The 25,283-nt window shown below is 64.4% G+C and carries 19 protein-coding genes; 6 read left to right on the top strand and 13 right to left on the bottom strand.

What is annotated here, in order from left to right; genetic code table 11:
- Positions 1 to 19: 19 nt before the first annotated feature.
- The 5 genes from F562_RS20725 to F562_RS0104665 all read right to left on the bottom strand — a co-directional run bounded on the left by F562_RS20725 (position 20) and on the right by F562_RS0104665 (position 8,059).
- Positions 20 to 175, bottom strand: coding sequence for a hypothetical protein (locus tag F562_RS20725; RefSeq protein WP_156822538.1), 156 nt, complete (start codon positions 173 to 175; stop codon positions 20 to 22).
- Between the two features lie 94 nt (positions 176 to 269).
- Complete coding sequence (locus F562_RS18080; RefSeq protein ID WP_018155773.1) at positions 270 to 1,988, bottom strand: MmpA family trehalose lipid delivery protein; 1,719 nt, start codon at positions 1,986 to 1,988, stop codon at positions 270 to 272.
- Positions 1,989 to 1,998: 10 nt separating this feature from the next.
- The gene (locus F562_RS0104675) at positions 1,999 to 3,072 is read right to left on the bottom strand and encodes a glycosyltransferase family 4 protein (RefSeq protein WP_026180997.1); all 1,074 of its coding nucleotides are present in this window, start codon (positions 3,070 to 3,072) and stop codon (positions 1,999 to 2,001) included.
- Entirely contained in the window at positions 3,069 to 3,890 is an 822-nt protein-coding gene (locus F562_RS18075; protein ID WP_018155771.1) for a glycosyltransferase family 2 protein, read from the bottom strand. Before F562_RS18075 ends, F562_RS0104675 begins: the two co-directional genes overlap by 4 nt.
- The gene (locus tag F562_RS0104665; protein WP_018155770.1) at positions 3,887 to 8,059 is read right to left on the bottom strand and encodes an alpha-(1->3)-arabinofuranosyltransferase domain-containing protein; all 4,173 of its coding nucleotides are present in this window, start codon (positions 8,057 to 8,059) and stop codon (positions 3,887 to 3,889) included. Before F562_RS0104665 ends, F562_RS18075 begins: the two co-directional genes overlap by 4 nt.
- 113 nt (positions 8,060 to 8,172) lie before the next feature.
- Between F562_RS0104665 and F562_RS0104660 the strand changes: the two genes are divergently transcribed.
- Positions 8,173 to 9,426 (top strand): lipopolysaccharide biosynthesis protein, encoded by a 1,254-nt coding sequence (locus tag F562_RS0104660; protein ID WP_083915470.1) that lies wholly within the window; start codon positions 8,173 to 8,175, stop codon positions 9,424 to 9,426.
- Here F562_RS0104660 and F562_RS0104655 read toward each other — a convergent pair.
- Positions 9,397 to 10,230, bottom strand: coding sequence for a class I SAM-dependent methyltransferase (locus F562_RS0104655; RefSeq protein ID WP_018155768.1), 834 nt, complete (start codon positions 10,228 to 10,230; stop codon positions 9,397 to 9,399). The genes F562_RS0104660 and F562_RS0104655 overlap by 30 nt on opposite strands.
- Positions 10,231 to 10,338: 108 nt before the next feature.
- Here F562_RS0104655 and F562_RS0104650 point away from each other — a divergent pair, with 108 nt between their 5' ends.
- A complete protein-coding gene (locus tag F562_RS0104650; RefSeq protein WP_018155767.1) occupies positions 10,339 to 12,294 on the top strand; it encodes an acyltransferase family protein in 1,956 nt (651 codons plus the stop codon).
- On the opposite strand, the gene F562_RS0104645 is transcribed toward F562_RS0104650, so the two are convergent.
- Entirely contained in the window at positions 12,291 to 14,294 is a 2,004-nt protein-coding gene (locus F562_RS0104645; RefSeq protein WP_018155766.1) for an acyltransferase family protein, read from the bottom strand. The two genes, F562_RS0104650 and F562_RS0104645, sit on opposite strands and share 4 nt — an antisense overlap.
- A gap of 5 nt (positions 14,295 to 14,299) precedes the next feature.
- Entirely contained in the window at positions 14,300 to 14,845 is a 546-nt protein-coding gene (locus F562_RS0104640) for a hypothetical protein (protein ID WP_156822537.1), read from the bottom strand.
- A gap of 81 nt (positions 14,846 to 14,926) precedes the next feature.
- Between F562_RS0104640 and F562_RS0104635 the strand changes: the two genes are divergently transcribed.
- On the top strand, positions 14,927 to 16,861 hold the full coding sequence (locus tag F562_RS0104635; RefSeq protein ID WP_018155764.1) for an acyltransferase family protein: 1,935 nt from the start codon (positions 14,927 to 14,929) through the stop codon (positions 16,859 to 16,861).
- A complete protein-coding gene (locus F562_RS18070; protein ID WP_018155763.1) occupies positions 16,858 to 17,610 on the top strand; it encodes a nucleotidyltransferase family protein in 753 nt (250 codons plus the stop codon). Before F562_RS0104635 ends, F562_RS18070 begins: the two co-directional genes overlap by 4 nt.
- 17 nt (positions 17,611 to 17,627) lie before the next feature.
- On the opposite strand, the gene polA is transcribed toward F562_RS18070, so the two are convergent.
- Positions 17,628 to 20,300 (bottom strand): DNA polymerase I, encoded by a 2,673-nt coding sequence (polA, locus tag F562_RS0104625; RefSeq protein WP_018155762.1) that lies wholly within the window; start codon positions 20,298 to 20,300, stop codon positions 17,628 to 17,630.
- A 48-nt stretch (positions 20,301 to 20,348) separates the two neighbouring features.
- On the opposite strand from polA, the gene F562_RS0104620 reads away from it, so the two are divergent.
- Together F562_RS0104620 and F562_RS0104615 are read left to right on the top strand one after the other, a co-directional pair.
- Positions 20,349 to 20,780: a PaaI family thioesterase gene (locus F562_RS0104620; RefSeq protein ID WP_018155761.1), complete on the top strand. Its 432-nt coding sequence runs from the start codon at positions 20,349 to 20,351 to the stop codon at positions 20,778 to 20,780.
- Positions 20,781 to 20,801: 21 nt separating this feature from the next.
- Entirely contained in the window at positions 20,802 to 21,581 is a 780-nt protein-coding gene (locus F562_RS0104615; protein WP_018155760.1) for a DUF554 domain-containing protein, read from the top strand.
- Positions 21,582 to 21,596: 15 nt separating this feature from the next.
- Here F562_RS0104615 and F562_RS0104610 read toward each other — a convergent pair whose 3' ends face one another.
- Genes F562_RS0104610 through F562_RS0104595 form a run of 4 tightly spaced genes read right to left on the bottom strand, consistent with a single transcriptional unit; the run spans position 21,597 to position 25,273 of the window.
- Positions 21,597 to 22,310 (bottom strand): ABC transporter ATP-binding protein, encoded by a 714-nt coding sequence (locus F562_RS0104610; RefSeq protein WP_018155759.1) that lies wholly within the window; start codon positions 22,308 to 22,310, stop codon positions 21,597 to 21,599.
- Complete coding sequence (locus tag F562_RS0104605) at positions 22,297 to 23,130, bottom strand: ABC transporter ATP-binding protein (protein ID WP_018155758.1); 834 nt, start codon at positions 23,128 to 23,130, stop codon at positions 22,297 to 22,299. The genes F562_RS0104610 and F562_RS0104605 overlap by 14 nt, the downstream gene beginning before the upstream one ends.
- A complete protein-coding gene (locus F562_RS0104600; protein WP_018155757.1) occupies positions 23,127 to 24,293 on the bottom strand; it encodes a branched-chain amino acid ABC transporter permease in 1,167 nt (388 codons plus the stop codon). Before F562_RS0104600 ends, F562_RS0104605 begins: the two co-directional genes overlap by 4 nt.
- Positions 24,290 to 25,273 carry a branched-chain amino acid ABC transporter permease gene (locus F562_RS0104595; protein ID WP_018155756.1) on the bottom strand — a complete coding sequence of 328 codons (984 nt, stop codon included), beginning with the start codon at positions 25,271 to 25,273 and terminating at the stop codon, positions 24,290 to 24,292. The genes F562_RS0104600 and F562_RS0104595 overlap by 4 nt, the downstream gene beginning before the upstream one ends.
- Positions 25,274 to 25,283 lie beyond the last annotated feature (10 nt).

Raw genomic sequence — 25,283 nt, 5'->3', positions numbered from 1 at the left:
GGCCGTTGCGGGCCGGGGATCAGTTGTCGTAACTGATGGTTTCGCTGTAGGTCTGCTTCTGCTGGACCGAACTCTGCGACTGGACCAGCCCGAAGACCGCCAAAGCCGCCAACACGATACCGACGATCGCACCGCCAGCGTTCCACGCGACCTTGCTTGCGCCTTCTTGCGCCATGGCTTGACCCTCACTCATTGCCGCCCAAAATGGCGGTGGTTACTCGTCCGTCACCTGACTATAACAACGGGACGGCTCCGAGTCGATGACGTCGTCAGGTTCGGCGCCACCGCGCGCCGATCACGCTGGCGCCCACCAGCAGGATTGCTCCTCCCGCGAGGGCGAACCCGATGTAATCCGTGGCGTCGGCACCAGCGCTGGGAGCTCGCACTGGTCCGAGGTCATAGACGGTGATGTCTTCGGCCGAGGTCAGCACTCGCTCGCTCCGCAGATCCGGAACGCCGGGCTTGGTGGGCTGGTCGGTCAAGACGACCGCGTAACGCACCCCAAGATCACGCAAGACCGGGACGCCCTTTCCCGCGGTCAGTGCGCGACTCACCCGGGCCGAGTCCGGGCTCTCGCCGCGCACCACCCGATCTGAGAGCGGAAGGTCGTCGTTGACCAGGACCTCCCGAGACAGCAGTCGCTGCCAAGGATCAAGGACCACCCGCCGGTCGTTCCACTCGCTTCGCCGATAGAGCGTCCAGGGAAAGACCGCGACCGCGCCGTCTGGGGCCCGCTCAAGCTGGGAGGCGACGCGCAGCTGATCGGCCGGATAGTGCGTCGTGGTCCATCGACCGTTCGCCGCCCACAGCGCACCTGGGAGTACCGCGACGCTGGTCAGTAGCGCGCCGACGGCCAAACCGGCCGGCACCCGGACGCCCAGACCGGCCCGTACGCCTCGCTCGCGCAGGCGTTCGACTCCATCCCCCACGACCATCGCCAGGAAGATCATCCAAAGGGCGAGGAACTTCTGTGAGTCGCGGATCAAACCGCCACCGGGAACCTCGACAACCACCCACTGGATGACGGCATCTCCACCTGGCCAAGAGGACAACGCCGACGCCAGAAATCCCAGCGAGCCAACGGCCATCATTCCCAGTGCGGCGGGGTGGCGACGCCACCCCGCGCTCATGCCCCAGGACGCCAAGGCCAGAAGAACTAGGACAAGCGCCACCCCAGAGATCAGCCACGTCTCGCGCTCGGCGAACCACACTCCGCTGTTCCAGATGCCGCCACCGGTCAGAAGCGAGCCGACCGTGCCCAACGGTGTGTCCGCGCGCGACTGAAAGGCTGCGACGCCGTCGGGGTCAGCCACGAAGGTTTGACCGACGCGCAGGAAGGGCCACCACCACGGCGCATTGGCCAGAACAAAGACGAGCGCGACCCACGCGAGATCCGCGGCGCGGGCCGTCAGCGGCGCTGTCCACGGCAGGACGACGACGGCAATCGCCACGGCGAGGGCCAGAACCGAGCCGGTGGACCCGGTGAAGGCCGCGACGAGAAGGGCTGCGCCCAGGAGCGCGCGACCGCCCCGCTCACCTCGACGGCAGCGCACCGCGGCCGCGGCGACCCAGGGCAGCGTGGCGTACCCCAGTAGGAATCCCCAATGGCCGATCGCCAGACGCTCTGCGAGATATGGATTCCAACAGGCCACCACGGCCGCGCTCCACGCTCCTAGCCGGGAGCGGGTTAGATGCCCCATGCCGGCGCCCACGCCGACGAACACCGCCACGAGCAGCACTTTCTGCACGATCCAGCCCGGGATTGGCCCGGACAGCACCGCGACGACGAGGTCGTTGGGTACGGCGCGTGGCACCGAACCGTCCACCCCAAGGACCCGATCGCTCAACTGGAGGTCGGGCACGAACACCATGTCGTAGAAGAGCAGGTATCCCGGCGCAAGTCCGGGGCCAAGCATGAGCACTGCGCAGACCACACCCCCGGCAGCGCCGTACCACGTCGCAGAGGTCGCACGAAGGCGCTCAGCCATCTGCATCGGACTAGCCCGACTCTCTGGCTGCAAACGCTGCGGCCATCCGGACGCACTGCGTATGCAGGTCGTGCTCGGCCACCATCCGGGAGCGGTTGGTCGCGCCCACGGCGGCGGCCTCCGTCGGATGCTCCAGCCACCAGGCGAATCTCTCGGCCAACTCCTCGGCTCCCCCATCGACCAGGTCGTTGGGCGGCGCGGCCACGGCTTCGTCATTAGTCCCGCAGCGCGTGGTGACGACCGGAAGCCCACAGGCTTGGGCCTCGAGGTAGGCCAGGCCGAGTTGCTCGGTCCATTTCCAGGTCGGCCGCGGTGCCGTGGTGAATAACGAGGTGCCCTGAAGAAGGTCAGCCACTCCCGCAGCGTCTAGAGCCCCGACATGCTGCACTCGCCGGGCCGGATCCGCCGCGGCCGCATCGACCAGATGGCTGAGCGGGCCAGACCCTGCAACCTTGAGTTGAACCTCCGGAATGGTGCGCTGCACGATCTGTACTGCTTCCAGCACCGTGTCGATCCCCTTGTTGGGAGCCAGCGGCGAGATGAAGGTGATGGTTGGCTGATCTGGCCATCGCGCGGCGGGTTTGAAGAGCTCAGTGTCGATGCCAGGTTTGACGACTTCGATCTGCGCTTCGTCAAAACCGTTGTCCAACAGGTGTTCTCGGGCCGCATCCACCATGCACAACAGGAGGTCAGCATCGCGGCAGGACTGGAGTGCCTGGCGATAAGGCGGAATCTTGTAGAGCGGCTGGTTGGGGAGATTTTCCCAGGTGATGACCGCTTGCTTGAGTCCTCGCCTGCGACGGAGCCGCGATGCCTGGCCGGTGACGAGCGAACAGAGTTCGAGCGAGGCCACCCAGTCGTACTCTCCCGGTGCATCAGCGACTCCGCGTGCCCACGCGAAAGCGCCCGCCTCGACGAAGCGAGTAATCGGCCGGCGGTAGGTCGTCGGGATCCAGGTCAGATCGCCAACCGGCTCGTCCTTGGCCAAGGCCGTGACATCCGTACCGGGCATCCGTGACATCCAGTACAACTCGCGGCGGGGTCGCTGATCGGGCAACGAGACCCACAACAACCGGCGACTCATGGCGTACGCCCCGCAGCACGGTCACGGCGACCGCGGCGGGCCCCGAAGGCGTAGCCGACGACCTCGAGACCGCGCATGAAGACCATGCCTGCAGCGTGGAGCGGATCCCGTGCGAGATCACCACGATGGACGACATAACTGCGCAGGATCCCCCGGCCCTGATCTGACACGGCGCCCTCATGTTCGGCGGCGAAGGTCGGGATGCTTCGGCCGTAGTAGTACCGCTTTTCCAGAACGTCCTTGAGCGTCAGTCGACCCTCGTCGTGGTCAACGATGACCGGAGCGAGCGCCACCGTATGCCCTTCGGCGCGCAGCCGCATTCGCAGATCGGCGTCCTCGGGGCCGGACATGCCAAGGTGAAAGCCCTGCGCGAGTAGATAATCGCGGCGCAGGAGTCGGGGATTGTGGAGCAACGGCTGGTCGAGATAGCAGGAGCGCTCCAGTGCGCGGCACTGCGTCCAGAAACCCGACCCGATCGTGCGCTCTGGCAAGGCGACGGCGTCGGCGCCTGCCTCGGTCGTGCGAACCGCAGCCGCGACGGCATCCGGCGGAAGCACCATGTCGCTGTCCAGCCACAGGACCCATTCACCGGTGGCCTCTTGCACTCCCCTGTTGCGTTGGGCGCTGCGCTCGGGTCCAGCCGTCACGACCCGGTTGGCGTATCCCTCGGCCAGTTGGGGTGTGCCGTCATCAGATGAGTTGTCGACCACGATCAACTCGACGGCGGGATAGGTCTGGGCCCGTACCGATTTCAGGCACGCCTCGATGGTTCGGGCGTTGTTTCTGGTGGGGACCACCACGCTGACTGTCGCACTCACGAGTGGGGTGTGCCTTCCTGCTGCGGTGTGTCGGCCGATTCGACCGCCGCGCCGTCGTCCTCGCTCGCAGGGGTTGGTCGCGGTGGTCGTTTCAGGGGCAGGTCACGCACGGTCACGGCGCCAACTAGGGCCATCACTAGTCCCGCGGAAGCAATCCAATGTGGCCACATACTCTGCGCCACGACGTCGGCGCTGACCTCACCCCGCTCGTCGCCCAAGAGCACGAGGTAGACCGGCATGCTGACGAAGATGAGACCGGCGCCTGCGTAGAGCAGACCTGGCCCCTTGGGCCGATATCGGGCAACGACCGCGATCACGGCGAGCGCGCCCAAGCCTCCTGCAAGACCCAACGCGAGGTATGACCCGGCGGCGAGAGCGACCGCGGCGCCAAGTCCCATGCGACCGACCGGCCTCCGCGGACCACGTGGGCACGGCTGGCGGTGAGCGGAAGGCCGGAATAGTCGTGGAAGCCGCCTGCCGATCAGGACCAGCGCGGCAACCAGGACCAGGCCGGAGACTGCGAGGGCGATAGTCGCGCGCGACTGCGGCTGGAACCTGATCTCAATCGTGCGTGCCTTGCCGTCGGGCAGAATCCACCCGGCCGAATAGCCGTCGAGTACTCGGGCCGGTCCTAGATCCACCCCGCCCGCAGTCGCCTTCCAACGAGGGTCGACGCTCTGCCCGATGGTGATGGCGTAGGGACCGTTCGCGGTTTTGACGTCCAACGACTTCGCGGTGGGAGTGTTCTTGGTGACCTCAAAGCGTGGCGTCAGGCCGACACCGGGTTCGCGCTGGATGTCGCGCAATGCGAGGTCATCGAGGATGTACCCCTCAACCGGAGTGATGGAATGCCCACCCGGGCCGAGCGTCAGCGGGTCGCCGCAGAGCGCCCATGGGGTGCCGGCAGCCGCGGCGTCGGCGACCGACTTGGACGCCGGACGCATCGACAACGGCTTGCCATCGACCTGGGCCACGGTGCGGCATGCGCTCCGGGAGTTTTCGGAGTCACGCTTCATCTGCGCGCCCGTGTCAATCTCCGTGAAGCGTGGCGGCGTGGACTCCTCGACGCGATCGGCACCCACGACGGTCATCCGGACTGTGCTTCCCCGAGTTCCGTGCGGGAGTTTGATCTTGGTCGTACCCCATCCGACGGAGCGACTCGCCACCCGCTTGCCGTCGACGGCGATCTCGACTCGGGTGGCTTTGGCCGCAGCTGCGGCCCGTGTCTCGGCCGCGGGGCGCTGGGTGACGTTGACCGATGGAATCGCGCGACGCCCGGTCGTGAGCTGCCACCACTCGCCACGAATCGGGTTCGCGGGGGTCCACGCGGTTGAAGGGCGGCCATCCGCCGCCTGGGAGGCACGCGTCCCCTGGAGCCGGAAGTAGTGATCGCTGGAGATGGCGCGCACCGAGCGGTCATAGCCAGCGATGCCATCCAGCATGGATTCCACCGACCCGTTGACCCGTACAGACGCGGTCGGCTTGAAAGTGCGCCGGTCGGGCAGGTGGACTTCACGGCGCAACTCGGTCTCGCTGTCGTCGCCGCGGCTCGGTGTGTTCTGGACGCGGGTCAGCAGGACGTCCAACGGGATGTCGGCAAAGGCCTTGCGTTCGGAGGCGCCCATGTCTTGATAGCGGTCGGAGAAGGTAGTGGGGGTGCGCGCCGTACGCACCGCCGTGAGGTTTTCGGGCAGCCCTACCTCGGCAATGCCGACGTGGTTGAATCCCGCGCCGCGCACACTGTCGACTCGGACCTCTACCTTGTCGGTCACGACTCCGCCGAGGCTGGCTCTGGCAGCGCCCGAGTCCGGGAGGGAGATCGTGTCTGACTTTCCTCCCGCAGTCACGGTGACGGACTTGATCTTGGCGACGCCAGTCGACAACTGAGAGATCGGCACCTCATCGATCCGAACCTTGCGTGGCAGCGTCAGGGTGAGTTTTTCGCCAGGCGCTCGGCCAAAGTCACCGAAGCGCCATCCGGTGTCAGGATCTCCATCGACCGCGAATTCCGGGACGCCGAACGGAAGATCAAAAAAAGTGCCGCCGCTGCTGGTCGCTTGGGCCACCACGCCCGAACGTCGCAGCACGGTCTGGTCATTGGGGCGCTCCGCGAGGGTCCGCGTCTGCCTGAGTGGCTCATCCTTGGCGAGCAGCGGGCCGTGCCCCGCGGTCAGCCGGTTAGGTATGACATCCCGACGGGCGTTGGTGTCAGTGATCACGAGGTGGCCAGCAGCGGGCAGGGATCGCGTGAGATCACGTGGGCTCGTGAGGTGGGAGTAGCGCACCAACGGTGTCCCCTTCAGGAGTCCAGCCTCAGTCATCGGGGCGAAGGCGAAGCCATCCCCCGCTACCAGCACCTGTCCGAACGTGCTCTGCGCTCGAACCGCCTGTCGCGGTCGCTTGAGGTCATAGATCTCGACGGGCGACAACTCGTTTTCATCGTAGGACGGCGACGATCCGTCCGGACTGAGCACGAACTCCCCTGGCCAGCCGAACGACCGGGGTTCGGCGAGCCCATCGTCCTTGGACAACAGGTGGTGTGTCGTGGCGGGCCTGGCCCCACCGTTGCGCTCCCAGGCCAGGTCATGGCGCAGGATCACCTTGTCGGAGCCGAGGTAGCGCGACATGGTGGACACGAATTCGTCTGGTGCCAGGCCGGACTGGACCTGGGAGTCGAGAGCCGACAGGAAGTTTGCGCCCGGTGCGGAAGCGTTCGGCGTCGTTCCTGGCAGCACCGCGTCGCGGGTCATCAGCGCATTGCTCAGGTCGTCGGGGCGTTCCACCGTCCAGCGATACTCGGGTCGCACTTGGCCGGGCAACAGCAACGCTGTGGAGTCCGGGGAACCCTGATCCGCATCTGCCGCGGCCGACTCCCAATACGTCGGAATGTCCATGCGCGAGGTGTAGAGCCCACCCAGCAACGGCGGCAGGATCCAGCCGATAACCAAGAGCATCACCACGCCCGGCACCGCCATACGCAGCTCGACCCGATTGCCGTGCCGACGCCACACACCGACTGCACCAACACCGATGGCGACGGAAAAGGCCAGGATCAGGACTGCGCCGATCTTGTTGGTGGTGCGGAAAGCGACCAGAGCGGGCTGCTGGAGTGCGGTGCGTAGGACCTCTCCAAAAGGCGAGTTGGGGTCTGCCTCGCTCGGAAAGATGCCGACCATCACGAGTGCGGCAATGCCGACCGACCCGACGACTCCGTAACGAACCGAGCGTGGGCACCACCGCAGCAACACCAACGCGAGGACGGGAAGCAAGATCCCCAGCACCATGACCATCGGGCTGAGGAGGTACACCGCGTGCTCTGGCACCCATGGGCCGCTCGCGTCGTGGCCATACAACGGCCATAGACCTACACCACGTAGCACCTCTGGCATCGAGGAAACCATCGCGATCCCAGTCAGCGTTTCGGATGCTTCCGCGATCTGGGAACCCGTTGACCGTGCAGCCATGGCCGGGACCAGCCAGTAGAGCGAGAGGCCGACAACAAAGAGTGCGCACTTGAGCAGAACTGCACCGATGTTCCGCCAACTGACACCGACTTGAGCGCGCACGGCGTACGCCACCGGAAAGACCGCCAGCAACTGGAAAAGTGGAACGACAGCCACGTTCATGCCGCTCATTGCCGCGAACGTCACGCCGAAGGCTGCTGGCCATGCCCACCCCCTCGGGGTACGCAAGGCACGGACTAGGCACCACAACATCCACGGCAGCAGCACCATCGGAAGTGCGACGGCCAGGGTGGCACCGGCCTGCACGGTGTAGGGATTGGCCAAAAAGACCACGGCGGCAATCAGCCCGCCCCACACGCCCGCGCGGGGTGCGATGGTCCGGACGAACCGCGACGTTCCGGCAGCGCCAACGATCCACAAGACCAGGTGAAAGGTCTTGAAAGCCATCTCGGGCGAAAGACCGATCCACCGCAAGGCGCTCAGGAGCAGGAGAACTGGGGCCAGCCCGACATTGAAGTTGGGCGAGCCAAGGTGCGGCGAGCCGGTCCAGGAGGACAGATAGCGCCCCAGAGTTTCCCACGGGGCGAGGTAGACCTCAGGTTTGATGTCGGTATTGAAGTGCCCAAGATCGTTCAAAAACACGACTGCCGCCAGCACGACCACAAGCACAGCCACGGTCACGCGGTAGCGGGTCAGGAAGCGCACAGTGCGTTCTTTCGTCGGGGATTCGCTGGGGCTATGCCTCATCGGCCGCGTCGGGCTCGGGCCAATATAACTGGTGAGTAGCCTTATCCCGTTGCTTCGACCCCAGGACTCTCATGCCACAGGCCACACCGGCCCCCCACGCACCCTCACGGCCGTACGCGCTGCGTGGCGCTCTCCTTGGAGTGTCGATGGGCATCAGCAACGCGCTGAGCTTCGCGGTCGTGGTGATTCTGGCCCGGCCACTCGGCCCAGCAGACTTTGGTGCGTACGCGGCGCTGACCGCCTACGGCATCCTGCTGGCCATTCCTGCTGGCGCCTTTCAGGTAGTGGTGGCCCGCACCGTCGCCGACCCCACCAAGCCCACGACGGGGTGGCGGCTGGCCATGCAGATCGGGGTTCTGCTCGCGGGCTGCACCGTGCTGGCCTCGCCCTGGGTCGCCACGATCCTGCACCTCAATTCGGCCTGGGCCGTCATTTTGACCGGCCTCACCTTGATTCCGATGACAGTCACCGGAGTCTTTCAAGGAATCCTGCTCGGCACCCACCGCATCGGCGCGCTGTCCGTCCTCTATATCGCCACGGCAGGCATGCGTGTCGCGGCCGCCAGCGCCGTGGCGATCCTTGGCCTTCGCCTGACGGCGACGGTCGCCCTGTTGCTGATCGCCGGGCTTCTGACGGCTGCAGTCGGATGGACGTTGTGTCGCGCGGAACTCACCGACACGCCCTCAACGCGCCCCGGCCTGGCGCGCTTACTGTGGCGATCTCAGCTCACGCTGGCCGCATTCGTCGCGCTCACCAATGTCGATGTGTTGCTAGCCAGACAGGTCCTGAGCGCACACGACTCGGGCGGGTATGCCCTTGCGGCCACCTTTGCCCGCGCCCTGGCCTGGGGCACGCAGTTCATTGCCTTGTTGGTGATCCCCCGCCTCGGCGCGCCGGGCGCTGCGCGAGTTCTGCTTCGGGCCAGCGCGCTAATCCTGCTGATCGGCGGGTTCGGCCTAGTACTCACGGGACTCGCACCGGAATGGTGGATCACGCTCGCAGGCGGGTCGGACTACGCCGACTCGGCCTGGCTTGTGCCGTGGTGTGTCGGGGTCGGTACCTGCTGGGCGTTGGCGCAGGTATGGATGTTCTCGCAGATGGGCAATGACCGCCGAGGTCTTGGCATGTTTGCGTTCGCCGCAGTCACGGTAGAGATCCTGATCGTGTTGCTCTGGCTGCGCGAGAGCGCAACGCAGATCCTCACCGTGACCGGTGGGGTCGCCCTGGCCGTCGCCATCGTGGGGTTGATTGTGACCCTGCGCTTGCAGTCCACAACGGCTGGACCGCCCTCACGTTCAGGTGCGGTCACCACCGATCGTGCGTGAGCGCGACAGGACCGCGCCTGCGACGGCCTTGGTGATTCGGGGGAATCGGTCAGCGACAGCCCACGCTGCGCTATTGACCGTGGCCTGCCCGGTGGCCTGGTAGCGCAACAACAACGCGTCGCGACGGGAGAGCCGTGATGGGCGCGCCCGGCGAAATACCAAGGCGTGCAAGCCATTAGCCCATTGCGGATCATCCGGCTCGGTGGCATCCCAGCACGCCTCGATCGACCACCCTGGATGGCTACGCAGGAACCACCGGTGCGCTCGCTGCACCACCGGCCAGGTCGCGTCGTCAATCAGGACGAGCGCCTCGTCGGCGAGGAACGGCTCGATGGCAGCCAGCGCGAGGTAGTGCGCCAACAAGGTGTGTTCCCCGTCGTAGAAATAGACACCGACGGGTTGATCGAAAGGCTTTGTGCCGCGCGCGATCTCAAAGAAATCACCCTCGCGCAACACCACATTGGCATCGGCGGCATAGGTGGCCAGGTTGTGTTCGAGCTCGGCGCGCGCCTCCTGCCCCGTCATGCCAAACTCCAGGAAGTTCTCGATCGCATAGAGTTGTTGGCCCGCTGCGTCACGCACCGCCGCGCAGATGGACCGCCCCTTGAATGTTCCGACCTCGACGTAGCACTCCGACTCCGGCAGCAGACCAGCCGCGAGGCCGAGCACCGCGAGTTCGTGGGCCGAGGTGTAGCCGCTCACCGAGTCCGCGATCTGCTGCCAGTAGGGGTCGCGGGGGGTTGTCGTCGCACCGTCGGCGACAAACAGGTCTGCCGAGCGCGACAAGAACGTCGTGGTGTCCATTCGAGCCTCCGTTTGACAACAGGCCGTCATAGCCTGAGACCAGGTGACCGTACCGACCCGTAAGTTAGCCCTGTCACCGACCCCGCTGAGATCGAAGGATCCGCTCTCGTGCCGAAGACGCACTATCCGTATGCCCCAGGCCTGGATGGGCTGCGCGGCATCTTGATGGCGGCATTCATGGCCTACCACTTCGGCGCGACCGCGCTGGAGGGCATGTGGATCGGGATCAACTGCTTCTTTGTCCTGTCCGGGTTCCTCCTCACTCGGCTGTTGGTCGAGGAACGAGAGCAGTGGGGCTCCATCAGCGCCTGGGAGTTTTACAAGAAGCGTGGCCGACGACTGCTGCCGGGCCTCTTCGCATTTCTCTCGGTCATCACCGCCTACTGCGTTTTCTTCGCACCAGAGCAGCAACGTCATCGCTTCGGCGGTGACATCCTCACCACCCTCGGCTTCGTCACGAACTGGAATTTGATTGCGCAGGAGGACCTCTACTTCGGTGATCGCCTGCTCGCCTCCCCGCTGCGCCATGCCTGGACTCTGTCGATCGAGGAGCAGTTCTACGTCCTGCTGCCCGCCGTCGTGCTAGGGCTCTACCTCCTTCGCCGGCGTTCGCATCGGGTCGTATTCCTGATCGGTGCAGCGATAGCCGCCACCGCGTGGACTGCGCACGTCGCAGGATCGGTGACCGACAACTTCGGTCGGCTCTACTACGGCACCGACACTCGGGTGTCGTCATTGCTCATCGGAGCGGCCTTGGGCGTTGCTCTCGGATGGCGGCGACGTCAGGGAGTGCCCGCAGTCGCGTCCCGTCCGAGCCTCCAAATTGCCGGGTGGGCGTCCGCCGCGGTCCTGATCTGGATGTTCCTCACGGTCGAGGCTTACTCGCCGTGGATGTGGGAGAAAGGCGGCGTCGTTGTCAGTTCGGTCGCGGCCGCCGTCCTGGTCGCTGCCTTGAGCGGCGCCCAGCGGACACCGCTGACGCGCGTCTTCGACTGGCCAATCGCGGCACAGTTCGGCAAGTTGTCGTACGGGCTCTACCTCTGGCATTGGCCCGTGATCTTGTGGCTGGGTGCCAACGGCGGGATCGGTTCACCTCTCGTCACCGGGCTCCTAGCGTTCGCCATCACGACCGGAATGGCTTACGTCAGTTATCGGTTCATCGAGGAGCCGGTCCTACGCCACGGCGTACGAGGGCTTCTTCCCCGACTGCGACGGCCAGTTGTCGCGGTGGTGGTGCCTGCCGTCTGCCTCACGCTGATCAGTTCCACGGTGCTGCTCCCGACCCCAACGAACGCTCAGGTCACAGCCAGTTCGAGCGCATCGCTGCCACCCAAACTGGTTTCAGATCAGCCGGGCTATCAGGCCGGGGAGCCCGACTCCTTCGCAGTCCTGGGTGACTCGCTTCCCTGGTACTTGATGGAGAGGTTCCCGACTCGGCAGTTTCCTGGCATCCAGCCGGTCAATTTGGCTCGCGAAGGCTGCGACCTCATTGATCGACCAATGGTGAGCGTCTACGGAACCAAAGACCAGCACGCTGTCTGCTTGGGCGACTGGCCACAGAGGTTGAAAGAGAGCCAGACCTCAACCCTGTTGGTTTTTGGCTCCCCGGTCCTGGCCGCCCCACACGTGATGACGGACGGACAGACAAAGTCCATCGGAGATCCCGAATTCGACCAACTATTGACCAGCAGTTTGACCCGGATCGCCACGCGGGCCCGCCGAGCTGGCGTCGAGCAGATCAACCTCGTGAACGTGCCCTGCCGCGAGTTCGGCCAAGATCGATTCTCCGACCTATACCAGCGCATCCAGAAGAGAACGCCGGGCTACATCGAGGAGTTCGAGCAGCCAACCAAGATCAATCGGGTGCTGGAGTCCTGGGTGAAGGACACTCCTGATGCCAAACTCATTGACCTGCACTCGGCCTCCTGCGAGGAGGGCAACTACGTGCCGACCAAGAACGACATCCCGCTCTTCAACGACACCCTGCACTACTCGCCCGAGGCGACGCCCATGATGGTGCGTTGGCTCCTCGGACAGGTCAGCACCAACTGGCAGTCCCGCTAACGTCCACCACGCTGCTCCCACACTCGAACGCTGGTCGGCATCAACCAGGTCCAGGTCAGGGCGGCGCCCGGCTCACTGAAATGCACCCCGTCGGTATACATCCGAACTCCGTTGATGTCGCCCCGAAAACCGTTGCCGCAGAGCGCCTTGTTGAGATCGATAATCTCCACGCCCTGCGCGCGGTGGCGTGCACCCCAGTCGGCGATGACCGAGTTCACCCACGTCGGATCGATTTCGTAGGAGCGCTCCCCCAGCGCTTCCCGAGTGCGCTTGCCCAGGACTGCCGGACGCAAAACGCGGCAAGGCACGTTCACGACCTGCAGTTGAGTGGCACCGGATTGCTCGAACTGACGCAACTGTGCGGCCAAAGCGGAGCGGATCAGTCGTTCTGCGGTCGCCGAGCGTGGTTCAACCAGTCGACCACCTTCACGGATGGGCAAGGTGAAGCCCAGGCCGGCAGGCGCCAGGAGCACATCGGCGCGGTCCTTCCTGACCTCGCGCGGCCATCGTTGACGCCATTCATCGCAACCCTGATCTTCCGGCACCGCATCACCACCCACGTCCAGCGTCAACGGAATCGGGTTACAGCCCCCGTAATCCGCGTGGCGAAGCACCGTCGCTCCGGGGTAACGGGATTGCTCAAAGCCCTCTTGGAGCGACGTCGGCACCGAATCGCCCACGACCGCGATACGTACGTCCTGCGCTGGCCGTTGATAGGACACCCCCGCCACGAGGGGCCGACCGTCCCCGACCGCTTCGCGTGCGCTCGGCATGGCCTGCACCATCGCCAGGCATAGCGCCGTCATCCCCGCGACGATCCCTGGACCGATGAAGGAGATGCCCCGACCAACCGGCAACAGACCTCGCATCCCGTGCTGCAGCACCGGGAGTTCCAGGAATCGATAGGACAGCACCGCGCACGTCCAACAGACGGCGAACTTCGCCAACCCGGCTAACCAGGTCGGCGCCCCATCCATCGGTAGCCACCACTCGATCGGCCAGTGATAGAGGTACAGCCCGTAAGAAATCTGACCGAGGTGGACGATCGGGCCCCAGCTGAAGATCCGGTTCAACAGCAGATCGCGCTGGTCAAACGCCGACACTCCCATGCCACCGGCAAGGATGGCGAACAGCAGGACACCGCCGTTGCCAAACAGGTCCATGCTGGATTCGTCCAGAACAAAGAAGGCGGCGATGGACACCACAGCACCGACCCAGCCGACGACTGCCGTCGCGGGGAGGGACAACCGCAGCCGTTTCCCACCCGGACCGGGCGTCATCGCGACGGCGAAAGCGACTCCCACGAGGATGGCCTGCATCCGAACGTCAGTGCCGTAATAGATCCGGCTCGTCGTTGCGCCCCCAGGTCCAGTCAGCCAGGTGCTCCAGGCCGCTGCCCCCAGGGCAAGCCCCGCGACAAGAGCGACGCGCATCCACCGCCGACGAAGGAGCAGATAGACCCCGATCAACAGCCACGGAATCAGCAGATAGAACTGCTCCTCCACAGCGAGCGTCCACACGTGTCGCAGTGGCGACGGCGTCTGATAGAGATCAAAGTACTGATCGTCTCGGGCGATCAGTCTCCAGTTCAGCCAAAAGGTCAAGGAGGCGCCCGCATCGCCAGCGGTCTGTCGCCGATCAGGCGGTGAGGCGACGACGAGGTAGATCAGCACGGCGCCTACGAGCACCACCAGCGGTGGGAGTAGGCGACGCGCACGCCTCATGTAGAAGGTCCAGGCGTCGATCCATCCGCTGCGCTGCACTTGCTTGATCAGCAGGGTGGCGATCAAGAACCCGGAGAACACGAAGAAATGGTTGAGCCCAATCCAACCACCGGCGAGCCCGGTCGCGCCGAAGTGATAGGCCAGGACGAGAACAACGAAGAGACCCCGGAATCCATCCAAGGGCGGCCGATAACCGCGGGGCTGAGAGTCGAGGTCGGTGCTGACCAGCGCCTTCAGCGAGCGTGTTGCCCGCCGGAGGCGGACGCCCTCAGCCACGCGGACTAGCGCTCGGTACGGCGGGGCTTAGACCCTGACGTTCCCTGGCGCCGAGGACCGCGCTCGGTCTTGACGCTGGTGTCGTCAGCGTCCTCGTCGTCCCAGTCATCCTCGTCGTCCCAGTCATCATCATCGGCCCGGACCGGGCGACGCGTGCCCTTGGCCGAACGCCGTCGGGCCTGGCTCTTGGACCGCGCGGGACGGTCGTCATCGTCATCATCGTCGTCGTCAGCGTCGAGTTCTTCCTCGCGGCGATCGAACCCAAACAGCGCCGCACCCACCAACGCCACGGCCACTCCGGCCAGCGCACTAAACAGTGCGCGCTTTTCATAGGTGCTCGGGAGTTCCCGGCAGACGTTCTGCGGGAACTTCTCCGTAGGCGGACTGGCGGCCGAGCCGCATCCAAAGATCTGACCGTTGTTGCTGAGGAAGGTCACCGGCACCCAGTACCAGTAGGCAGCAAGCACGAGAAACACCAGTCCCACGAGGACTGCGACTTTGGTACCTGTGCGTGGACTATGGACCGTACGAGAGGCCACCGGATTCGACATGAGGGGAATGGTAGCGACGTACGGCAGGAGATGGCTACGGGACAGTAGGATCGACAGGGCCACGCCCGGAAGGACTCCCCCTTGACTGACCAGCGACGACTGCTGCCTCACCGCCCAGCGCTGGATGGACTGCGGGCTGTCGCCGTCATCTTGGTCGTGATGTTTCACCTCAATCCCTCGCTCCTTCCTGGCGGTTGGCTCGGGGTTGACCTGTTCTTCGTGTTGTCCGGGTTCTTGATCACCTCGCTCCTCCTGGCCGAGCGGCGAGTCTGGGGCTCCATCAACGTGATGGCCTTCTGGTTGGGCCGCGCACGGCGACTTCTTCCCGCGCTCATGACGATGCTGCTAACCGTCGTCGTAGCCTCGGCCCTCTTCGCACCCCAGGGCCGTCTCCAGGACATCGGCAAAGACGTGCTCTCTGCAATCGCCTACGTCGCGAATTGGCGCTTCCTCTTGGGCGACGAGGCGTACTTCGGCACGATCGCACTGCCGTCCCCGGTACGGCATACCTGGTCGCTCGCCATCGAGGAGCAGTTCTATCTGGTATTCCCGTTGGTGCTGATCGGACTCGGCATGGTCCTGCGGTCGCGGCGCGCGCTTGCAGGCACCCTATTCGCGCTCGCGCTGGTCTCGGCCTGGTGGATGGCTCACCTCTATCAGCCCGGGACAGAGCCGAGCCGGGTGTACTACGGCACCGATACCCGCATCTTCGAATTACTCATCGGCGCCAGCGCTGCCGCCTTGTGGGGAACGAGTCTGTTCCGCCGCAAGCGCACACACCTGGGGATTCAACGGATGAGCGGTTACCTCGCCTGGCCCGCCCTCGCCATCGTGCTGTTCAGCGCCGCTGTGCTATCCGAGTCGGCCGCGGCGGTCTTCCAGGGTGGCCTGCTGGTCCTCTCGCTGATCACCGTTCTTCCCATCCTTGCTGCGGTGAGCGCGCGCGAGTCCCACTTCCAACGTGCGCTCTCCTGGAAACCGCTGGTGTGGATCGGCCTCATCAGCTATCCGATATACCTGTGGCACTGGCCCATCATCGTGTTTTTGAGTCCTGACCTGGTGGGCTTTGCTGGCTTTGGCCTGGCGATGCTGCGTCTGTCCCTCACGGTCAGTTTGGCCTGGTTGACCTATCGCTACATCGAGTTGCCGATCCGGCGCGAAGGCTTCGGCGCCCTCATACCGCGTCGCCGCCGACTCAGCCGGGCGATCACGGGTGTGGCGATCCCAGCGCTGGCGATCGGCGCGCTCGGCTTGCCCATGACCGCCCGCGCCTTGCCCACCGTCGAACCCGGGGAGAGGCGCAACGTCGAGTTGGTCCCAGCCCAATACACCGTTGGGCAACAAGAACACGTGGTGGCGCTCGCCGGGAACTCGGTGCCTGAAAGTCTCGGCAAAACGCTCGAGGCCAACCGTTACCCCGATCTGGACGTGCGCACCGTGACTAACTACGGATGCGATCCCTTCGACGGGGACGTCACAGTCGATGGAAAAACACCGCGCCGCACGAAAGCGTGCCAGGACTGGCGACGGGCGTGGCCGCAGCAACTCAAGAACTCCCAAGCCGACGTCCTGGTCTTTTTCGTGCCGCATACCCTCGTTGCCGATCATCGGATTGACGGCAAGGTGGCCCGCTTTGGCACTCCCGAACATGACGCCTTCATCTTCAGATCCCTGGACTGGTTGCGTCGAAGCGCAGCCCGAGCGGGCATCGATCACCTCGCTGTCGTCACGCCCACCTGCCATCGCCTGGCCGATTTTGGTGTCGACCCGCTTGTACCGCGGTTCAACTCCAGCGCCGACACTGCGCGGATTAACCGGATCACGAAGTCCTGGGCACGCAACACCAACACTCCCATCATCGATCTCAATGCAGCGGTGTGTCCGGGCGGCTACCACGACACAGTCAACGACGTACCGCTCTACTCCGACGGAATGCACTTCACCAAACAGTCAGGACCGATCGTGTGGGACTGGTTCGCCCCACAGGTTAAGGACATCCTGGAGAAGCCGTCGTGACTGAACGCGACCGATGGGCGATTGTGCTTGCTGGTGGACGCGGCACCCGCATGGGCTCGCTGACCGACGACCGACCCAAGCCCTTGCTCATGGTTGCTGGAGAGCCGCTGATCGCGCACCAGTTACGCCGACTGTGGGCTGCGGGCATCAGCCAGGTCGCGATCTCCACGGGTTACCGCGCCGAACTGTTTCCCGCCGTGCTTGGCCGGGGGACGGATTACGGCCTCTCGTTGGAGTACGTGCGTGAGACTCAGCCAAAGGGCACCGGCGGCGCCCTCGCCGCAGCGATCGATGAGCTCGGTCTGGTATCTGGCGATGTCGTCCTGGCGGTCAACGGTGACCTCATCTCGACGCACGATCTTCACGAACACCTGGCCGCCTACGCGGTCGACCGCGCAGCGGGTGCGCTCGCCACCTTGCACGTGCGTTCCGTCCCAGATGTACGCCAATACGGTGCGGTCATGGTCGACCAGGCTGGATTCATTTCTCGGTTCGAGGAGAAGCCAGACCGCCCAGCAGATGCACGGTCCGGTGTGGTCAATGCGGGGACATACGTCTTTGATCCAGCCCTGCTGGACACGACGTCGCGCGTCGGCCACGTCTCATGGGAACGAGACGTGCTTCCTGCCGCCCTCGCCCGCGGAATACGTATTGGCGCATTCCGTCAGGACTGCACCTTCCTGGATGTGGGCACCCCAGGATCGCTGGCCGCCGCGGAGCAGTTGCTGGGTACTCGCGGTTCGGACTGAGTCCGACGGATCGCTGGTCAGTGTGCCGCCGCGTGCCAGGTCGCGCCGTGTCCGACACTGACGTCCAACGGCACCGTCAACTCCACGGCAGCGCCCATCTCGCGGCGCACCAGGTCTTCCAGCTGGTCCCGCTCCCCCGGCGCGACCTCAAGAACGAGTTCGTCGTGGACCTGCAGGAGCATGCGCGACTGTGCGTCGGCGTCCTGCAACGCGGCGTCGACCCGCAGCATCGCGAGCTTGATGATGTCGGCTGCCGAGCCTTGGATCGGCGCGTTGAGCGCCATTCGTTCGGCCATCTGTCGACGTTGCCGATTGTCCGAGGTGAGATCGGGCAGGTAACGCCGTCGACCGAGCATCGTCTCGGTGTAGCCCGCTTTGCTTGCGCCAGCCACAACATCGCGTAGGTAGTCGCGGACTCCGCCGAAGCGGGCGAAGTATTCCTCCATCAACTCCGTGGCTTCGCCAGTCGAGATCGCAAGTTGCTTAGACAACCCAAAGGCCGATAAGCCGTATGCCAGCCCATAAGACATGGCCTTAACCTTCGACCTCATCTCGAGGGTGACCTCGGATGGGTCGACATGAAACACCCGCGAACCCACGAACGAGTGCAGATCCTCACCATCGCGGAAGGCTTGGATGAGCCCTTCGTCGCCGGATAGGTGCGCCATGATGCGCATCTCGATCTGGCTGTAGTCGGCAGACATGAGGGAGTCATACCCACCGCCAACCACGAACACCTCACGGATTCGGCGTCCAGCTTCAGTGCGGATCGGGATGTTCTGCAGGTTGGGCTCCACCGAACTGAGTCGGCCGGTCGCCGCGATCGTCTGTTGGTACGTCGTATGGATGCGCCCGTCATCGGCGACCGACTTTTGCAAGCCTTCGATCGTGACCCGTAGCCGGGTGGAGTCTCGGTGCCGAAGCAGCGCCTCCAGGAACGGATGCTCGGTCTTCGCGTAGAGATCCGTCAGGGCATCGGCGTCGGTCGTGTATCCCGTTTTGGTCTTGCGGGTCTTCGGCAGCATCAACTGGTCGAACAACACCGTCTGCAGCTGCTTGGGCGAACCGAGGTTGATCTCTTCCCCGTCGATCGCTGCGAAGGCGTCCTGTTGCGCGGCACGCACGCCATCGGAGTAGTCGGACTCCAGCCGCTCCATCGCCTCGGTGTCGACCGCGATCCCCATGGACTCCATCTGGGCAAGGACGCTCACCAGCGGAAGCTCGATGTCGCGGAGAAGGCCGGCCCCACCGGTTTCTTCAAGCGCCGTGTCCAGTTGTGCGGCAAGCTCCCGGACGGCCTCCGCTTCTTCCATCGCGCGTTGCGCCTCAGCTGGCGTCCCCGTGTCACCGAGGTCGAGCATCCCCTGGCCGCCGGGCTCCGGATCGGCGAGTTCGCGTTTGAGGTAGCGCAAGACCAAGTCGCTCAGGTCGTAGGAACGTTGGTCCGGTCGGACGAGATAGGCCGCCAGCGCGGTGTCCTGACTAACTCCAGCCAAGTGAAGGCCCCGGGCGCTCACCATGTGCCGGGCGCTCTTGGATTCGTGCAGCGCCTTGGGTCGGGCCTCATCGGCCAGCCACTCGGCCAGGGCTTCCGAGGCGGTGGGGGTCAGTGCCTCGAGGTCGATATAGGCGGCGGCCTTTTCGCCTGCGATCGCCACGCCGAAGGCGTCGCCTGATCCCTGCGCCCATCGGCCCAGCACGACCATGCCGACGCGAACTCCGGCGGGCGCGTGCTCATCGAGCCACGGTCCGACCTCCGTGTCAGCAATCGTGGCGCCATTGACCTCGATGGCGGATTCTGCCTCGTCGCCTCCGGCTTCCAGTGTCTGGAAGAGCCGGTCACGCAAGATCCGGAACTCCAGCCCATCGAACACCGTATGCACCTGATCGCGATCCCACGTACGCCGCTCGAGGTCAGTGACCGAGGTGTCGAACTGAAGGTCGCGCAGCAGTTGATTGAGGCGGCGATTGCGCAGCACCGCGTCAAGGTGTTCGCGCAGGCTCTCCCCGGCCTTGCCCTTGATCTCGCCGATGTGGTCCACGATGCCGGACAGCCCGCCGTAAAGTCCGATCCACTTCGCCGCCGTCTTCGGCCCGACACCAGGCACCCCGGGGAGGTTGTCCGACTGCTCCCCCACCAGGGCGGCCAGGTCGCTGTACCGATCCGGGCGGACGCCGTACTTCTCCTCCACCGCCGCCGGAGTCATGCGGGCCAGGTCCGAGACGCCTTTCCGCGGATAGAGCAACGTGACACGGTCGTTGATGAGTTGGATCGCGTCTCGGTCGCCGGAGCAGATCAACACCTCATCGAAGTCTTGATCGACGGCCTGCGTGGACAGCGTCGCGATGATGTCGTCGGCTTCGTAGCCGGGCAACTCGATTGCGGGGATCTTCAGCGCATCGAGGATCTCGTGGACGAGAGAGACCTGGCCCTTGAACTCATCCGGGCTGGCCGAACGGTTGGCCTTGTAGTCGGCATATTCCTCGGCACGGAACGTCTGGCGACTCACGTCGAATGCCACGCCGACGTGCGTCGGCTCTTCATCACGAAGCACGTTGATGAGCATCGAAGTAAAGCCGTACACCGCGTTGGTGTGCTGACCCGTCGTCGTGGAGAAGTTCTCCACCGGAAGGGCGAAGAACGCGCGATAGGCCAAGGAGTGTCCGTCGAGGAGCAGAAGTCGCTTCACCCATGAAACTCTAGGGCCCAACACCGACAGCACGACGAGAGGACCGCGATGAGCGACAGCAACGACGTGGACTTGATCGCCCAAATGACGGCGGGCGCCAAGGGCACGCTGATCGAACGCATGGGTATTGAGTTGGTCGAGGTGACCCCTGGCCGGGTGGTCGCCCGGATGCCAGTCGAGGGCAACACCCAGCCATACGGACTGCTCCACGGAGGCGCCAGCGTGGTGCTGGCCGAAACGGTGGGGTCGATCGCCGCGAGTTTGGCGGCTGGGAAGGGCCGGGCCGCGATGGGTCTGGAGATCAACTCCACCCACCACCGCGGCGTCCGCTCGGGCACCGTGACGGCGACCGCGACGGCACTGTCAGAAGGACGCAGCGTGGCGACCTACGACATCACGATCGTCGATGATGAGGGCCGCCGGGTGAACACCTCGCGCCTGACCTGCGTGCTGCGCGACGCCCCGACGAAAGCCAGCTAACGCGTCTCGTAGAGTCGCGCCGTGAGCGCTCCGTTCCCTGGCTTTGGGACCCTGATCAACATCGCGACCATCTTGATCGGTGGCGGCCTAGGAATGGTTCTGGGGAATCGGCTCCGCGAGCACACCCGCTCGGTGGTGACCGACTGCCTAGGACTTGTCACCATGCTCATGGCCGCGTTGTCGGCCTACCAGGTCACCGACCCCGCGCTGGAGGACTTTGTGGGCGCCGGTGCGCCGGTGCTGATCATTCTGGGCAGCCTGCTCATCGGCTCGGTCACTGGTTCGCTGCTGGGTATTGAGCGACGTCTTGAAGGCCTGGCAGGGCGCATTCAGCGTCGTGTCTCCGGCCATGGGTCATCTGGCAGTTCCGGCTCAACCCACGCCGAACGCGAACGCTTCATCGAGGGGTGGATGACCGCCTCACTGCTGTTTTGCGTGGGGCCGTTAGCGATCCTTGGCCCGCTGAGCGACGGCCTTGGCCGCGGCATCGACCAGTTGGTGTTGAAGTCAGTACTCGACGGTTTCGCAGCCCTGGCGTTTGCCTCGACCTTCGGCGTCGGTGTCCTCATGAGTGCGGCGTCGGTCGCCGTGGTGCAGGGCGTACTGACCGTGCTGGGGATGGCTCTTGGCAGCGTGCTTCCAGAAGCTCACATCGCCGCCCTCACCGCGACCGGTGGGCTGCTTCTGATCGGAATCAGCCTGCGACTACTACAGATTCGCGAAATCCCGGTCGGCGACATGCTTCCGGCATTGGCCGTCGCGCCACTGCTCACCGCCGCTGTAGGCGCCTTCGCGGGATAGCGATGCGAGTCGAGGTTAGGCCGCGCCGAGGTATGCCTCTTTGATAGCCGGATCAGCCAGCAGCTCCTTGCCAGTGCCTGTGCGAGTGATCCGCCCCGACTCCAGCACGTACGCACGATCGGCCTTGGCCAGCGCCTGATTGGCGTTCTGCTCCACAAGCAACACCGTGGTGCCTTGTTCGTTGACCTGTTTGATGATCGCGAAGATCTGCCGGATGAACTGCGGCGCCAAACCCATCGACGGCTCGTCGAGAAGCAACAACTTGGGCCGTCCCATCAGCGCTCGGCCAATCGCGAGCATCTGCTGCTCACCACCGGACAGCGTTCCGCCAGCTTGCGATTGCCGTTCCTTCAGTCGCGGAAACAAATCAAACACACGTTCCAGGTCAGCCGCCATCGACGACTTGTCCTTCACCGCGTAGGCACCCATGTCCAGGTTCTCCATGATGGTCATGGCGGGGAAAATTCCGCGCCCCTCGGGCGTGAGCGAGATGCCGCGTACCACCCGCAGATGCCCCGGGACCTTGGAGATGTCCTCCCCGGCAAAGGAGATTGACCCTGCCGACACCTTGAGCAGGCCGGCGAGGGTACGCATCGTGGTGGTCTTGCCCGCACCATTGGCGCCGATCAAGCTCACGATCTCGCCTTCCTCCACGGTGAGAGACAGATCATGGATCGCCTGGATACGCCCGTAGTGCACCGAGATGTTGTCGATCTCAAGCAGCGCCATCGTCGCTCTCCTCGCCTAGATACGCCGCAATGACCTGAGGGTCGTCACGGATGTCCTGCGGCGCTCCGTCGGCGATCTTCTTGCCGAACTCCAGCACCACGATGCGGTCAGTCACGCCCATCACCAATCGCATGTCGTGCTCGATGAGCAATACCGTGTAGCCGTCATCTCGGATCTGCCTGATGAGCGTCATCAGATCGTCCTTCTCGGCCGGGTTGAAGCCGGCCGCGGGCTCATCCAGACACAGCAACTTGGGCTCCGTCGCCAAGGCCCTGGCGATCTCCAACCGACGCTGGTGCCCGTAGGGCAGGTTGCGTGCATACTCCCCTGCCTGCGGCGCGATCCCGACAAAGTCCAGCAGCGCGAGTCCGCGATCGATCGCTTCAGATTCTTCTCGCCGGTGCCGGGCGCTGCGGAAAATGGCACCCGGAACACTCGTCTTGTGGCGCGCATCCAGGCCGACGACGACGTTCTCGAGTGCCGTCATCTGCCCGAAAAGCCGGATGTTCTGGAAGGTCCGCGCCAAGCCCAGGCGGGTGATTTGGTGCTTCTTGCGCCCCAGCAGGGTTTCGCCTTCGAGCGTGACATTACCTCGGGTCGGCTTATAGACGCCGGTCATCGCGTTGAAGCAGGTCGTCTTGCCCGCACCGTTGGGACCAATCAGGCCCAGAATCTCGCCGCGTCGAATATCGAACGTCACTGAATCCAGCGCGGTCAGACCGCCGAACTCGACCGTCAGGTCGCGGATCTCGACTAGTGACTCACCGACGGCGACATCAATGTCGCGCTCGGGAGTGATGTGCTCCGCTGGGATGCTCACGTCCGGCCCTCCTTCTGCGACGACTGATGGTGCTGTGGATGTCGTTCTCGTTGGGCTAGCCAATCGCGCGCGCGGCCGGCGTAGGCCAACAAGTGGTTGCGTGCGCCGAGCAGCCCCTGCGGGCGGAAAATCATCAACGTCACCAACGTGACGCCGAAGATGAGGTACTTGTACTCGGCGATCCCGGTGAACCGTAGCGGGAGATACGCCACGAAGGCGCCACCGAGAATGGCCCCGAACTTGTTTCCCGCTCCACCAAGGACGACGGCGGCCAGGAACAGCATCGAGGTCTGGACGTCGAACTTCTGGTTGTTGACGAATCCGTTGAGGCCACCGAAGAGCGCCCCTGAAAGTCCACCCAGCGCGGCGCCGATGGCAAAGGCCCACACTTTGAACTTGAAGGTCGGGACACCCATGACTTCAGCGGCGTCTTCGTCTTCCCTCGTGGCGATCCAGGCCCGTCCGACGCGGGAGCGCTCAAGATTTCCCAGGAGAAGCATCAACAGGACGATGAGAGCGACCGTGAGCCAGTACCACGGCGTTCCATTGTTGATCGCGAACAATTTGGTTCCGTCGCTCGCGGTACCCGGAGGCGAGCCAACATTCTTGAACCCGGTCTGACCCTGGAGTGCGGGGACGATGGTGGCCAGCAGCCGAATGATCTCGCCGAATCCGAGGGTCACGATCGCCAGGTAGTCGCCCCGCAGCCGCAACGTGGGCACACCGAGCGCAATACCGAAAGCGATCGTCACGATGGCGGCGAGGGGCAACGTCCAGAGATACGGAATGTGCACAAAGGTCGAATCGTCACTGGTCCACAATGCCGTCACATAGGCACCCACAGCGAAGAACCCGATATACCCCAGGTCGAGAAGTCCGGCCTGTCCGACGACCACGTTGAGCCCGAGTGCGGCCAACGCGTAGATCGCCATGTTGGCGCAGGCGATCGGGAAATCGTTCGCTGGTTCGGTAGACAAGATCGGGGGGTTGATGACGGGGAGGAAAAACACCAGGGCGCCGCCCAGGGCCAGGAAACCCCATTGCTGCCAGCGCTCGAGGTGGTCCCATCGCTCCGTGAGTCTCCCGCGCCGGCTCTCACCAGGTTGGGCCTGTTCCTCGAGGTGAGCCTGTTCGTTGGCGGCACTTTCAATCGGGGTAGTCATGCGCGCACCTTTGCCAGATTGCTCCCGAGGATTCCCTCAGGTCGCACCATCAGGACCAGAATCAGGACGACGAAGGCGACAACGTCAGTCCACTGGCCGTTACCGAGCAGGATCTGGCCGTAGTTGCCGATCACGCCCAGCAGCAGCCCGCCCAGCAACGCGCCTCTCACATTGCCGATGCCACCGAGCACAGCCGCGGTGAAGGCCTTGATGCCGAGGATGAAGCCGCCGTTGTAGACCACTCCGGAGGGCACCTTCATCACGTAGAAGAGCGCCGCTGCCCCAGCCAGAACCCCACCGATGACAAAGGTCAAGACGATGATGCGTTCTCGGTTCACCCCCATCAAGGTCGCGGTATCCGGGTCCTGTGCGACTGCGCGAATTCCGCGACCGAGCCTGGTGCGTTGAATCAGTTGATCAACGCCAATCATCATGATCAGCGCAGCGGTGACGATGATGACCTGATCCAGATAGATGAGCGTTCCACCGATGTCAAAGATCGCGCGGTTCTCAAACATCGTCACGGACGGCTCGGCGTTGGCCGACCGCCAGACGAAGTAGATGTTCTGGACCACGAACGACATACCGATCGCCGTGATCAGGAAGGCCAGTCGGGAGGCCCCGCGTTTTCGGAGCGGGCGGTAGGCGATCCGTTCGATCAGGAACGCGACGCCCGCCGCCGCGGCCATCGCCGCAGCACATGCGAGCACCAGGTTGAGGACGATCTCGTACCACGCCAAGTTGGGCACGGAGGCACCAAAACCCAACGCGCTCAGCGTGAACACCACGGCGTACGCACCGGTGATGAAGACCTCCGAGTGTGCGAAATTCATCAAGTTCAGTACGCCGTACACCAAGGTGTAGCCGAGGGCGACCAGCGCGTAAATCGACCCGAAGGTCAGTCCATCAAAGGTCGCACCGAGGAATCCGTCACCCAGAGCCGACCAGTTCAGTGATACCCACGAATCGTCAGCAGTCACAAGAGCATTC

The organism is Demetria terragena DSM 11295 (assembly GCF_000376825.1).
Classification (GTDB): Bacteria; Actinomycetota; Actinomycetes; order Actinomycetales; family Dermatophilaceae; genus Demetria; species Demetria terragena.
This window is presented reverse-complemented; position numbering and strand designations above follow the sequence as displayed.

Coding starts and splice junctions, on each gene's coding strand:
- F562_RS0104610 (WP_018155759.1), bottom strand. CDS start 22,310: ATGGCGCTGCTTGAGATCGACAACATCTCGGTGCACTACGGGCGTATC.
- F562_RS0104600 (WP_018155757.1), bottom strand. CDS start 24,293: ATGACTACCCCGATTGAAAGTGCCGCCAACGAACAGGCTCACCTCGAG.
- F562_RS18080 (WP_018155773.1), bottom strand. CDS start 1,988: ATGGCTGAGCGCCTTCGTGCGACCTCTGCGACGTGGTACGGCGCTGCC.
- F562_RS0104675 (WP_026180997.1), bottom strand. CDS start 3,072: ATGAGTCGCCGGTTGTTGTGGGTCTCGTTGCCCGATCAGCGACCCCGC.
- F562_RS0104640 (WP_156822537.1), bottom strand. CDS start 14,845: ATGTCGAATCCGGTGGCCTCTCGTACGGTCCATAGTCCACGCACAGGT.
- F562_RS20725 (WP_156822538.1), bottom strand. CDS start 175: ATGGCGCAAGAAGGCGCAAGCAAGGTCGCGTGGAACGCTGGCGGTGCG.
- F562_RS0104620 (WP_018155761.1), top strand. CDS start 20,349: ATGAGCGACAGCAACGACGTGGACTTGATCGCCCAAATGACGGCGGGC.
- F562_RS0104655 (WP_018155768.1), bottom strand. CDS start 10,230: ATGGACACCACGACGTTCTTGTCGCGCTCGGCAGACCTGTTTGTCGCC.
- F562_RS0104660 (WP_083915470.1), top strand. CDS start 8,173: ATGCCACAGGCCACACCGGCCCCCCACGCACCCTCACGGCCGTACGCG.